The 12,892-nt window shown below is 57.5% G+C and carries 8 protein-coding genes; 1 reads left to right on the forward strand and 7 read right to left on the reverse strand.

What is annotated here, in order from left to right:
• Positions 1 to 247: 247 nt before the first annotated feature.
• Positions 248 to 1,468: an ROK family transcriptional regulator gene (locus AC2FGC_RS17780; RefSeq protein WP_496725150.1), complete on the forward strand. Its 1,221-nt coding sequence runs from the start codon at positions 248 to 250 to the stop codon at positions 1,466 to 1,468.
• 20 nt (positions 1,469 to 1,488) lie between these two features.
• Here the strand turns inward: AC2FGC_RS17780 and AC2FGC_RS17785 are convergent, their stop codons facing one another.
• Genes AC2FGC_RS17785 through AC2FGC_RS17815 form a run of 7 tightly spaced genes read right to left on the reverse strand, consistent with a single transcriptional unit; the run spans position 1,489 to position 12,444 of the window.
• The gene (locus tag AC2FGC_RS17785) at positions 1,489 to 3,351 is read right to left on the reverse strand and encodes an SLC13 family permease (RefSeq protein ID WP_496725152.1); all 1,863 of its coding nucleotides are present in this window, start codon (positions 3,349 to 3,351) and stop codon (positions 1,489 to 1,491) included.
• A 32-nt stretch (positions 3,352 to 3,383) separates the two neighbouring features.
• Positions 3,384 to 4,322, reverse strand: coding sequence for a dimethyl sulfoxide reductase anchor subunit family protein (locus tag AC2FGC_RS17790; RefSeq protein WP_496725154.1), 939 nt, complete (start codon positions 4,320 to 4,322; stop codon positions 3,384 to 3,386).
• Positions 4,323 to 4,335: 13 nt separating this feature from the next.
• Entirely contained in the window at positions 4,336 to 5,082 is a 747-nt protein-coding gene (locus tag AC2FGC_RS17795; RefSeq protein ID WP_496725156.1) for a 4Fe-4S dicluster domain-containing protein, read from the reverse strand.
• Positions 5,079 to 7,934, reverse strand: coding sequence for a molybdopterin oxidoreductase family protein (locus AC2FGC_RS17800; RefSeq protein WP_496725158.1), 2,856 nt, complete (start codon positions 7,932 to 7,934; stop codon positions 5,079 to 5,081). Before AC2FGC_RS17800 ends, AC2FGC_RS17795 begins: the two co-directional genes overlap by 4 nt.
• Positions 7,935 to 7,952: 18 nt before the next feature.
• On the reverse strand, positions 7,953 to 8,945 hold the full coding sequence (gene pta / locus AC2FGC_RS17805; RefSeq protein WP_496725160.1) for a phosphate acetyltransferase: 993 nt from the start codon (positions 8,943 to 8,945) through the stop codon (positions 7,953 to 7,955).
• Between the two features lie 59 nt (positions 8,946 to 9,004).
• Positions 9,005 to 10,786 carry a sulfoacetaldehyde acetyltransferase gene (gene xsc / locus AC2FGC_RS17810; RefSeq protein ID WP_496783033.1) on the reverse strand — a complete coding sequence of 594 codons (1,782 nt, stop codon included), beginning with the start codon at positions 10,784 to 10,786 and terminating at the stop codon, positions 9,005 to 9,007.
• A 53-nt stretch (positions 10,787 to 10,839) separates the two neighbouring features.
• Positions 10,840 to 12,444, reverse strand: a complete 1,605-nt coding sequence (locus AC2FGC_RS17815) for a GMC family oxidoreductase (RefSeq protein WP_496725164.1) — start codon at positions 12,442 to 12,444, stop codon at positions 10,840 to 10,842.
• Positions 12,445 to 12,892: the final 448 nt, after the last annotated feature.

The raw sequence follows: 12,892 nt of genomic DNA on the forward strand, positions 1-12,892 counted from the left end.
TCACGGCGGCACTATTCGCGGGCATTAAGTACGCGGGCAGCAATAAATTCGAAACAACAGTAGGGTAACTCACTGTGCTCCCCGCCAAGAATGACGCTTGTGCCGCCTCAAGTCATTGCCACCAAAGGTCAATCTTACGATACAGATTATCTTTGCGCTTACGTGCAGTCAATATTTAATTACCGTCTTTAATTAACTATAAAGCGGTTAGAATACATTTTAAGAAGTGAATTGTAGGAGAGCGGCTGTGCAGGATGGCAAGCCCCAAGAACACGGTCAGCCCGAAAAGGGTACAGCGGCCTTGCGGCGACATAACAGGGAATGGCTGGTCAGCCTCATTGCCCGCAGCGGGCCGGTGACGCGTGGTACACTCGCAGGTCTGACCGGCCTGACTGGCGCGGCAATTTCCCGAATTACGCGCGAACTGATCGACGCCAAACTGGTCAGAGAAGGAGACCCCATCGCCGTACCCGGCCGGGTGGGCCGAAGGGAATACAACCTGTCGATCAATCCCACAGGGGCATTTTTTCTGGGAATTTCGCTGACCGCCAACCGTCGCAGTGTAAGCCTGGCAAACGCTGATGGTGAAGTTTTGCGGGCAGCGGATTGCAGCGACATACCCATAGATGATCCGCTAGCCTTTCTTACTGAATTGGGAAACCGGGCCAAGACGTTGGCCTTTGACGAAGCGATGGAACGTGATCGCCTTTTGGGTGTCGGGGTTTCTTTTGCCATGTCAGCCGGTCCCGACAGCAGCTCAGGTAACGGCCTCGTCAGTTCAGAACCTTTGGGCTGGAAAGACATCCCCGTGCGCGATACGCTTTCGCAGTCCCTGAATTTGCCTGTGCAGGTGGAACATCGCGCTAGTGCAATCCTGTGCGGTGAACTTCTTGGGGGGCAAGAGTTAAAAAGCGTCTATCTGATAAATGCAGCTCTTGGCCTGGGCAACAGCGCCTATTTCGATGGTAGATTTCTGACCACCTCGGATCGCGGGTTTGGGGATCTGTCGCACTATTCGACATCGCATTCGGACAAACTTTGCACATGTGGTCGCACTGGGTGTATGGAGGTTGCCGCCTCGGGGAAAGCCATCCTGAACGCGCTCGGTTCCGAGTTTGCGCCTTCGGAACGCGTTGCGACGCGCTTGGCAAAAGCGATAGAAGCCGCGAACGCCGGTGACCCGAGTGTTCGAACCCACTTTCGCGATGCTGGCACGCAGCTATCTTTTGGCGTTGATGCAATCCTCTCTCTTTTCGATCCCGAAAATGTCATCGTCGCCGGTGAAGTGGGGCGTCAGGCTGATTACTACCAGGGCCTTGTTGACGGACTTGAAAAAGTCGGACGACCCAATGCCCGCGACATCATCATGCAAAGCTCGATAACCTCGGAAGAGGCCGCTGTCAGCGTGGCACTGCAGAATTTCCTCTATTCAGGAAGCCTGATTGGTACGTTGACGCATGCCCTGTAAGCGACCAATTGGCTTGAACCTCAGAAGAACAGGTTCAGCGCCGCGATCGAAACGATCAGGAACAGGATAGTCATGACGCCGCCAGCGCGTACAAAATCAACGACACGGTAACCGCCCGGTCCCATCAAAAGCGCATTGACCTGATGGGTCGGGATCAGGAACGAATTCGAGGTGGCAATCGCCACAGTCAGCGCAAAAATTGCCGGATCAGCCCCGGCGCCCAGCGCGATATTGACGGCCAATGGCACCAACAGGACCGTGGCACCGACATTTGACATCACCAGCGTGAAAAAGGTCGCAAGCGCCGCCACGCTGGCCTGAATGACCCAGACCGGCATCCCGTCCAGAACCACAAGCACCTGATTAGCGATCCAAGCTGCCGTCCCCGAGGATTGCACTGCCTGTCCTAGTGGAATGAGACTGGCTAACAGAAAAACTGTCGTCCAACTGACCGCGTTATAGGCCTCATCCATAGACAAAACACGGCTTACGACCATGCCCATCGCTCCGACCAGAAGGCACAGCGAGAGACGCAGGTCGGAAAACAGGATCAGCGACACAGCAACAATAAAGAACAACAAAGCCCAGCCGATCTTTTTCGGGCGCAGATCCTCATGGGGGAAATCGGTGGTGACCACAACGAAATCGCGGTCTTTCTCAAGCCGTGCCAGTGCTTCCCAAGCAGTGTGGCAGACCAGGGTGTCACCGGCCTGATACGGGATCTCGCCCAGATCTTCCTGGTCCCGCGACAATGTTTCGCCACCGCGGTAGATCGCCAGAGGTGACAGGCCATAGACTTTTCTCAGCCACAGCCCCCTGCCGGTTTGACCAATCAGACCAGAGCCGGGCGGGATCACCACCTCGGCGATACCTGCCTTTCCAGCTCCCAGCGTTTCGACAAATTCATCCAGCTCCGAACTTTCAGTCAAACCGTATTCATCCAGAAACGCGGTTACGGCCTCGTCCGCTGCGATCACGGCGATTGTGGCGGGGGCGACCAATTCAGTATCTCGCGGCGGCGCAGGATAAGTGCGCCCCTGATAGTGTGTGGCAATGATTTGCAGGTGGTACTTGCGCTGAACCTCATCGATGCTGTGACCCACAAGCGTGCTGCCTTCGGGGATGCGTATCTCATGGATCTGCCCATCCAGCCCGTAGGTGCCGTTGACATAGTCCAACATTGAGTTGCCCGCTGGCCCGTCTGTTGACTTGGTGCTCGGCAGAACGAACCGGCCAAAAATGATAAAATACATCAAGCCGGTCGCCAAAAGACACAGGCCGATAGGGGTTACGGAAAACAGTGAAAAGGTGGTGATCTGCGCATCAGCCGGCAGGGTGTCGTTGATCGACAGGATCAAGTCGTTGAGCAGGATCAGAGGGGACGAACCCACCATGGTCATTGTTCCACCCAGAATGGCACAGAACCCCATTGGCATCAGCAGCCGTGACATCGGAAACCCGGTTCGGGTTGAGATGCGACTGACCACCGGCAAGAACAGAGCCGCCGCACCGACATTCTGCATAAAGCTGGAAATCACCCCAACCGCACCCGAGATCATCAGGATCAACCGGTTTTCGGTGCCGCCACCGACCCGCGTGATCCAGGCTGCGACGGTCGACATCACGCCCGTTCGGTCCAGCCCTGCGCCGATAATCATGACTGCGATGATCGAAATCACTGCGTTACTGGCGAAGCCGTCAAACAGGCTGCGCACATCAATCAGGTTTTCAAGTCCCGGCACTGCCGTCAGCAATCCCAAGGTGACCATGACCAGCACAGCCGCTATATCGACACGGACAATTTCCGAAACAAAAAGCCCGATCGTTGCTGCCAACAGCAACAATACGACGACCATCTCAAATGTAAGCCCCAGCGCGTCCATGCCTCACCTCAGTTTATTCTTGTCCGTATCTCTTATGCCCGGGCACGCCCGTAATAGAGCTGACTGACATGCTCAGCCTCGGCGAAAAACAACCAGCGTTCAGCAAAGACGCCAAAGGCCGATGCAACCGTCGCCACGAGGAACATTGCCCAGCCCCAACTGACCAGCAATGACCCAAGGCACAGAACCACCGGGGCCAGGAACAAAGCCATCAGTACGCTTTTGCGCAGTTGGACCGCGTGTTTGCGTGCCACGGAATATCCCATCTCGCGCATCACGAAATTCGGCATCGTGTGGGGTGGATCAAGCGGGCGTACCTGGCCCAGTTGCCCCAGTCCGGTCGCCATCTCGGCCGTGTATTGACCCGGTTCTGTGTCGATCGCGGCCCAGTACTTAATCTTTAGCAGCGCCGATACTGCAACACTTGCGATAGCTGCGACTGCGATCCACGCAGGCGTATAACCGAACAAGCTCAGCAAAAGCGCGAACAGGATCGCTCCGGTGGCGGCGGCCAGAGCCAAATAGATCAACGGCACAGACGGTTTGTTCCATTGGCGGATCGTCCGCAGCGAGGCGTAGATCATGCTGGTGCAGTACACCGTGGCCACCGCGCCTGCCGCCGACAGCAGCGCAAGCAAAGACGCAAAGGCGCTGTTCGCATCCAACAGCCACAACAGCCACAACAGACCGGATGGCACGTAGGTCGCCACGGCCAGAACCCCCTCGCGAGACAGCCACGAGGTCCGCCACTGCGAAAATGCCCCTACGGCGCGTTCTGGATGACCCAGATGGAAGGTTGACGCCAGCAAGCCCAGTGTGACCAACCCCAGCGCGACGGTCATAGCGACAAAGCCAAGCCATCGGGTTTGCGGCAATGCGCCCAGCAGTTCAGCCAGCGACAGCCAGAACATCAGCCCATAACCCGCGCCCGAGGCGGTGGTGAAGCAGATGACGGAATAGGCGGGATGCATGATATGTCCTCGCTTAGTTCGACAACGCCCGGTCAACCCAGGCAAACAGTTTTTCAATGGCAGTCCCATTTGGGGCCGCAACGCTCTCCTCGGCCTGAGGCTTGGGCGTTGCATCCACCGTTTTAAAACGCGGCGGCAGGTATTTGTTGACGGGCTCGTAGCCAAACTCGTCCAACAGGTTGAAACCCTCACGCTCGGCGACCGATTTCGACACATCGCTGTCGGGATCGCCCAGATCACCGAAGGCGCGCGCGCCTGTGGGACAGGCGCGGACACAGGCTGGAATGCGATCTTCCTCGGGGATATGTTCGTTATAGATCCGGTCGACGCACAGGGTGCATTTCTTCATCACACCATCGTCGTGATCATATTCACGCGCGCCATAGGGACAGGCCCAGGAACACAGCTTGCATCCGATACAGGTGTCCGGGTTGACCAGGACAATGCCATCCTCGGCCCTTTTGTAGCTGGCACCGGTCGGACAAACCGTAACGCAATCGGGCTTTTCGCAATGCAGGCAAGAGCGTGGGAAATGCACGGTCTTCGCTCCAAGATCACCTGTCACCTCGAACGAATGCACCCGGTTCAGCCACGCCCCTGACGGATCGGCCCCATAAGGGTCATGATCGCTTAGCGGCGCAGAGTAACCGCCGGTGTTCCATTCCTTGCAAGATGTCGCACAGGCCTGACAACCCACACAAATATCCAGATCTATGACTAATCCCAGCTTCTTTTCAGTACTCTCGGGTAATGTCGTCATTTACCTGCCTCCCGCCATTCCTTGCCAAATGCCAGCTTGTCGGGGGAAGGAGCCTGAGACGATGCTCCGACCGGCTCAAAAAACGGCTCGGTGTGACCTTCGCCTTCTGCCCGTACGATATCAACGCGCAGGTCGAACCAGGCTGCCTGCCCCGTGATCGGGTCTGAGTTTGAGTACCGGTATCCCCCGCCCCCTTCGGGCAGGAGTTCCGAAATCAGATGGTTCAACAAAAAGCCCTGATTGCTTTCGGGTGCATCATCATCCAGCCCCCAAGCTCCGCGGCGCTTGCCGATGGCGTTCCAGGTCCAGACGGTGTCGGGGTTCACGCCCTCCATCAAGCGGACCTGACATTTGACCCGTCCCAGATGTGAGGACAGCCAAACCCAGTCATCGTCCTGTGCCCCGATCTGCTCACCCACATGGTTGTGAATGTATAGCCGGTTCGCGGCCGTGATTTGCCGCAGCCAGGCGTTTTGCGAACCCCAGGAATGGTACATGTGCATCGGGCGTTGGGTCAGCGCGTGCAGCGGGTACTTTTCTGTATCGACCATCGACTCTTCGAAAGGTGGGTACCAAAAGGGCAGCGGGTCGCAATACGTCTCGATCCGTTCACGAGCCCGTTCTGGCGGCTGCCGCTCACCATGACCGCGCGCCGCCAGGCGGAAAGCCTGCAAGGGTTCGGAATACAGCTGAAAGACTGTCGGGCGCGGCTCGACCCGGAAACCCATCGAACAAGCCCATTCCAGATAGGACTTGTTGGCATGTTTGTAGTAGGCCTGCTCCGGTTTCAAATGATGCGCGAAAAATGCACCATTTTCGATATACTTATCCAACTGATTGGGGTTTGGCGCCCCCTTGCCGGTCTTGTCCCCCTGTTCACCGCGCCATCCGGCCAGTGGCCCCACACCGGGTCCGCGCTGATGGTTAACGATGTAATCGGGATAGCCGCCGGGATACTTTGCAGTGCCATCCTCATTGGTAAAGGCGGGAAGTCCAAGCCGCGATCCAAGATCAATCAGCACCTCCTGAAAACCGCGCACGTGCCGGTCGGGCTCAACGACCGGATGGCGAATGGAATCCGCCGCCATGTCTGCCTCGGATATCGGCCGGTCCAGCAGCGAAATGCAGTCCCACCGCTCCAGATAGGTGGTATCGGGCAGGATCAGGTCGGCAAAGGGCACGGTTTCCGAATAATAGGCGTCCGAGTAGATGAATTTGGGAATCACATACTCGCCGTTTTCATCCTTTTCGGTCAGCGCATCCAACGTGCCCGGAACGTTCATAGACGAGTTCCAGGCCATGTTCGCCATATACATGAATAGCACATCGACGCCATACGGGTCCTTCTTGGCGGCGTTGTTGATGACCATGTGCATCAGCCCGTGTGCCGACATCGGTGCATCCCACGAGAACCCTTTGTCGATCCGCGCCGGGCCGTTCTCATCATCCAGCAACAGGTGCTGCGGGCCCAGCGGAAAGCCCAAATGCGGGCCGCCCAGCGGCTCCTCGGCGCGAACCTGCTTTGGCGCGCCGTGCGGCAGCAGCCAGGGCGGGGATTGTTTGGGATAAGGCGGCTTGTAACGGAACCCACCGGGGCAATCGATCGAGCCCAGCAGGATTTGCAGGATGTGGATCATCCGGCAAGTCTGAAACCCGTTCGAATGCGCCGATATTCCGCGCATCGCGTGCATCGAGACAGGACGCCCCGTCATCTTTTCGTGCTTGCGGCCCCAGACATCGGTCCACGGCTGGTCCAGCGTGATCTCTTCCTGAAACGCGACATGAGCCAGTTCCGCGGCGATCCGCTGGATCTGATCGGCTGGAATACCGGTCGATTCAGCGACAGCTTCGGGCGCGTATTCATCGCTCAGATATCGCTCGGCCATCAACTCGAATACAGGTCGTGCATTGCGGCCGTCTGGCAATGTGCGTGTGCCGGTCAGGGCGGCCTTGTCATCCGGTGTCATGCCGCTGGCAAAACCGTTCGCGGTGCCAGACCAGATCAGCGGCTCACCATCATCATTGCGTGCGAACAGCCCGTCATCTGCCGCGCCCGGGTCCTGAATCACCAACCAAGGCGCGTTGGTATAGCGGTTCAGATAATTCAGATCGATCTGCTGGGTACGGAACATTTCATGGATCAACGCTCCAACAAACTGGCCATCTGTGCCCGGGCGGATTCCCAACCATTCGTCGGCTATGGCGTTGTATCCGGTGCGGATCGGATTGATCGACACCACCTTGGCACCCCGGTTCTTGAGCTTGCCGATACCGATCTTGATAGGGTTCGAGGCATGATCCTCGGCCACGCCGAACAGCATGAAATACTTGGTATGTTCCCAATCCGGGTCGCCGAACTCCCAGAAAGCTCCGCCAAATGTATAAAGACCGCCCGCCGCCATATTGACCGAACAGAACCCGCCATGTGCCGCGAAATTCGGGGTGCCGTATTGCATAGCCCAGAACCCGGTCAGCGACTGGCTTTGATCCCGCCCGGTAAAAAAGGCCAGCTTGCGTGGGTCGTTTTTGCGAACATCACCCAGCCATTTTGTCGCCAGTTCCAGCGCTTCGTCCCAGCTGATTTCTTCGAATTGGCCGGATCCGCGCGGCCCGACGCGCTTCAACGGTGCATGAAGGCGTGCCGGTGAATAGTGCTGCATGATCCCGGCACTTCCCTTGCCACAAAGCACACCTTTGTTGACCGGGTGATCGCGGTTGCCCTCGATATAGCGGACCTTGCCATCGCGGATATGCACGTTGATGCCACAGCGACAAGCGCACATGTAGCAGGTGGTCTTGGCAACATGGTCGCCGACCTTGGCATTGACGTCGATTCTTGGCTCGTGTCCCATTCAGGCACCTCGCTAAGTTTACCTCTGGGCGGCCTGCGCACCCGTGATTGCAATCATCTGATAGACGTCTTCCGCCGTGCAGCCGCGCGACAGATCATTCGCTGGCTTATTCAGACCTTGCAGAACGGGACCCAGCGCAATGGCGCCACCCAATCGTTGCGCGATTTTGTATCCGATGTTGCCGGCACTCAGGCTGGGGAAGACAAACACATTTGCATCCCCACCCAATGCCGAACCGGGTGCCTTGCGTTCGGCCACATGCGGCACGATCGCGGCGTCGAACTGAACCTCGCCGTCGATGATCAGGTCCGGGGCGCGTTCCCGCACAGAGGCAACCGCGCTGCGGATGCGCTCGATGGATTCGTGCACCCCGGCGGCAACGCTGCCCATAGTCGAAAAGGACAGCATTGCGACACGTGGCTCTTGCCCGGTCAAGGCCCGCAAGGACTGCGCCGAAGACAGCGCGATACTGGTCAGCTGCGCCGCGTTAGGTTGCGGGATCAGCCCGCAATCGGCAAAGATAACGGGCCGATCAAAGGGCGGCCCCAGCAGCATAAGAAAGCAGCTGGAGACAACATCGGCTTGGGGGTCCTTACCCACGATCTGCAAGGCCACCCGCACCGTATCAGAGGTGGTGGCAACCGCCCCGCCAATGGTGCCATCGGCATCACCGCGGCGTAGCATCATGGCAGAAAATCCTAGCCCCGTTTCCATCACTGCACGCGCGGCGGCCGCATCAACACCCTTGTGTCTGCGCAGCGCGTGGTAATCCTCGGCATAGGCCTCTAGATCGGGTGAGACGCGCGGGTCGCAAATTTCAACCCCCTCGCCGATTGTCTCGCCGGTTTCCGCACGGATTTTTTTCGCGTCACCAACCAGCACGATACGGGCAAGCCCGTCCTTGGCAGCGCGTATTCCGGCTCTGGCCACACGCGGGTCCTCGCCTTCGGACAGCACAATCCGGGGATTGGCGGCGCGTGATGTTTCGCAGATTTGATCAATCAAAGACATGGTCTATCCCAGTCGGTCAGGGACAGGGCGACACATGGCCGCCCTGCTCTGGTGAGTGGTCACAGCCGAGGCTGCTGGGGAATAAAATCATCTTTGTTGATGCCGGCCACCGAAACGGGTTTTTTCATCGCGTCGCGGCGGAATGGCTCGCCCAATTCCTGGTTCAGAACGACCTCGATGAAAGTGGTCACGTTGTCGTTCATCTGCTCTTTGACGGCTGTACGCAGGGCCTCGGTCAGATCGTCCACCGAAGTGACCTGTACGCCCTTCAGTCCGCAACCTTCCGCGATTTTGGCATAGTTCACGTCCAGGTTCAGTTCGGTGCCGACAAAGTTGTCGTCAAACCAAAGTGTCGTATTTCGCTTTTCCGCCCCCCACTGATAGTTGCGGAAGATCACCATAGTTATAGGCGGCCAGTCGTCGCGACCACAGGCAGTCATTTCGTTCATCGAGATGCCGAATGCACCGTCACCCGCAAACCCGATGACCGGCGTGTCGGGGTTGCCGATCTTTGCACCCAATATCGAGGGCAGACCATAACCGCACGGTCCGAACAGGCCTGGCGCCAAATATTTCCGCCCCTTTTCGAATGTCGGATAGGCGTTGCCAATGGCGCAGTTGTTGCCGATATCCGAACTGATGATCGCATCCTCGGGCATCGCCGCCTGTATCGCGCGCCAAGCCATACGGGGGCTCATCCGCTCGGGGTCGCGGGCGCGGGCGCGTTCGTTCCAGGTAATGCCCGGATCGTCATCTTCGTGATCCATTGACGCCAGTTGCTGCGCCCAGGTGGATTTCGCAACGGCAATCGCGTCTTCACGTTCCTTACGACCAGCGTCGCCCGCGTGTTCGCCCAATTTGTCAAGAATCTGCTCGGCGACCATGCGTGCGTCACCCTGAATGCCCACTGCAACCTTCTTGGTCAGACCGATCCGGTCTGCATTGATGTCGACCTGAATGATCTTGGCGTCGTCGGGCCAGTATTCACTCTGATAGGCGGGCAGTGACGAGAACGGGTTAAGCCGTGTGCCAAGGCACAAAACCACATCCGCTTTCGAGATCATCTCCATCCCGGCCTTAGAGCCATTGTAACCCAGCGGGCCACAGGACAGCGGATGCGAGCCGGGGAAAGCGTCGTTGTGCTGATAGTTGCAACAAACCGGCGCTGAAAGACGCTCGGCCAAACGTGCGCTGGCATCGACGCCGCCAGACAGGATCACGCCCGCACCGTTCAGGATTACAGGGTGTTTGGCGTTGCTAAGAAGGTCCGCAGCCGCGCTGATCGCGTCAGCATCACCGCGCGGATGTTCGATCCGTACCACCTGTGGCAGTTCGATGTCGATGACTTGCGTCCAGTAGTCGCGCGGAATGTTGATCTGCGCCGGGGCAGAGCCGCGGAACGCTTTCAGAATGACCCGGTTCAGAACCTCGGCGATGCGGGTTGGATCACGCACCTCTTCCTGATAGCAGACGGCATCCTTGAACAGGTTCATCTGCGGCATTTCCTGGAACCCGCCCTGCCCGATGGTTTTATTGGCCGCCTGAGGCGTGACTAGCAACAGCGGCGTATGGTTCCAGTAGGCGGTCATGATTGGCGTTACCAGGCTGGTGATACCGGGACCATTTTGGGCGATAGCCATGGACATCTTGCCTGTGGTGCGGGTGTAGCCATCGGCGCTCATGCCGGCGTTAACCTCATGCGCGCAATCCCAGAACTTGATCCCCGCCGCCGGAAACAGGTCCGAGATGGGCATCATGGCAGACCCGATAATCCCGAATCCATGTTCGATCCCATGCATCTGCAGAACTTTTATAAAGGCTTCTTCAGTCGTCATTTTCATGGCACTGTTCCCTGTTGAGAGTTGAAGTCAGTCTTAAACCCGGCGGTCCGGTATCACCTGTGATCCTCAAGGATCATGTCACTGGCTTTTTCACCGATCATAATGGCCGGAGCGTTGGTATTGCCGCTGACGATCGCGGGCATGATCGAGGCGTCCGCCACCCGAAGCCCGCGTATTCCGTGCACGCGCAACCGGTCGTCGACCACGGCCTGTGGATCATTGCCCATACGGCAAGTGCTGGTGGGGTGATAGATCGTCTGGCTGATATTGCGCGCGGTATCCAGCAGCTCTTCGTCGGTCTGCGGGTTGTTGTTGGGGACATGTTCGCGCACGACGTAAGGCTTCAACGCATCGGTTTTCGTCATCGCCCGTGCAAACTTCACAGCCCGGATCGCGCAAAGCTCATCCGCAGGGGCCGACAAGTAGTTGGGCACGATCTTTGGATAATCAGTCGCGTTGGGGCTGGTGATATGGATATGGCCGCGGCTTTCCGGCCTAAGCTGGCAGACAGATGAGGTGATACCCGAAAACGGGTGCATCTCGATCCCAGGCTTGTCCGCGCTCAGCGGCTGGAAATGGAATTGGATATCGGGGGTTTCGAGTCCCTCCATCGACTTTGCAAACACCGCCACTTGGCTTGCGCCCAAGCTCATCGGTCCTTTCCGGCGGAACATATAGTTCATACCGATGCCAATGCGCGGGATCAGCCGGTTAATGGCGTCATTCAGTGTCGGCACATTGACTTCGTAAACCAGACGAATTTGCAGGTGATCCTGCAATGCCTCGCCAACGCCCGGCAACTCGTGGCGCATATCCACGCCAGCTCGGGTCAGAACCTCACCACGACCGATCCCCGAAAGCTCTAGAATTTGCGGCGAACCTATCGCGCCAGCGCTCAACACCACCTCTCCGCCGGGATTGAGCTGAGCGTGCTGCGGGCGCCCCTTGATGCTATAGCTGACGCCATCAACCCGCTTGGGATCCTCTGCGTCAAAGGTCAGCCCTTCGGTCAGCGCATGGGTAATGATGGTCAGGTTGCCGCGAGATTTTGCCGGATTCAGAAAGGCACGCGCGCTTGAACATCTAAAGCCACCGCGGGCTGTCTGATGAAAATACCCCGTGCCCTCCTGATCCTGACCATTATAGTCTTCGGTTCGGGGGACGCCCATTTCAACGGCGGCACCAATAAACGCCTCGGCAATATCACTTTTGGCGCGAATGCGCGACACCGACAATCCGCCACTGGCGCCGTGCAGATCGGTTTCACCATCCTCATGCTGCTCTGACCGCTTGAACAACGGCAGAACCTCGTCCCAGCCCCAGCCCTTGTTGCCCAATTGGGCCCAATGGTCGTAATCCTGCTTTTGCCCGCGGACATAAAGCAGCCCATTGATTGAACTTGAGCCCCCAAGTGTCTTGCCCCGCGGCCAATCCAACGAGCGGCCGTTCAGCCCTTCGTCAGGTTCGGATTTGTAGCACCAGTCTGTGTTGGGGTTGTGCAACGTTTTGAAATACCCAACCGGAATATGAATCCATGGGTTGATGTCCTTGCCACCCGCCTCGAGCAGCAACACCCTGTTTTTTGGGTTCTCTGACAATCGGTTGGCCAGAACACAGCCTGCGGAACCCGCCCCGACAACGATGAAGTCATACGACATAAACTGAAACCTCGCCCAAGTTTGCGGCATGGCGCCAATAGGCGCACCATTCGCGATGCACATGTCCCGGTTGAGCGAAGAAATGCACTTGCGTCCAAACTGGAATCACCGCAGATCCTTATTGATTACCGTTGTATATTATTACTCTTGATAGAATCAATAATTTTTTCGATTGGCGGATTTCCAGTGCTCCATTTTCTCTAATAGCGATGATTTCTATGTTTTATTTAGCGCCACACGGCCCGTGTATGTTTCGACACCCTCTTCAAATTGGGCCAGAAAACTATTTCTTGCTATCGGTAATTTTAATAATTCTCCGGACGCCCTTCGCTATCTCACCCCAACCAAATCAACACCATGTTCTGCCGCCGCTTATGCCCCTCTACCGTTTTCTTCCGCCACACACGATCAGACGCGCACGCTCGTTGGAATGGCCATGCCTTTGAGC

The sequence above is a fragment of the Ruegeria sp. CDSC054 genome (assembly GCF_059610645.1).

Excerpts from the sequence above, each read along its gene's own strand:
- xsc (WP_496783033.1), bottom strand. The coding sequence starts at position 10,786 with ATGAAAATGACGACTGAAGAAGCCTTTATAAAAGTTCTGCAGATGCAT.
- AC2FGC_RS17800 (WP_496725158.1), bottom strand. The coding sequence starts at position 7,934 with ATGGGACACGAGCCAAGAATCGACGTCAATGCCAAGGTCGGCGACCAT.
- AC2FGC_RS17790 (WP_496725154.1), bottom strand. The coding sequence starts at position 4,322 with ATGCATCCCGCCTATTCCGTCATCTGCTTCACCACCGCCTCGGGCGCG.
- AC2FGC_RS17785 (WP_496725152.1), bottom strand. The coding sequence starts at position 3,351 with ATGGACGCGCTGGGGCTTACATTTGAGATGGTCGTCGTATTGTTGCTG.
- AC2FGC_RS17815 (WP_496725164.1), bottom strand. The coding sequence starts at position 12,444 with ATGTCGTATGACTTCATCGTTGTCGGGGCGGGTTCCGCAGGCTGTGTT.
- pta (WP_496725160.1), bottom strand. The coding sequence starts at position 8,945 with ATGTCTTTGATTGATCAAATCTGCGAAACATCACGCGCCGCCAATCCC.
- AC2FGC_RS17795 (WP_496725156.1), bottom strand. The coding sequence starts at position 5,082 with ATGACGACATTACCCGAGAGTACTGAAAAGAAGCTGGGATTAGTCATA.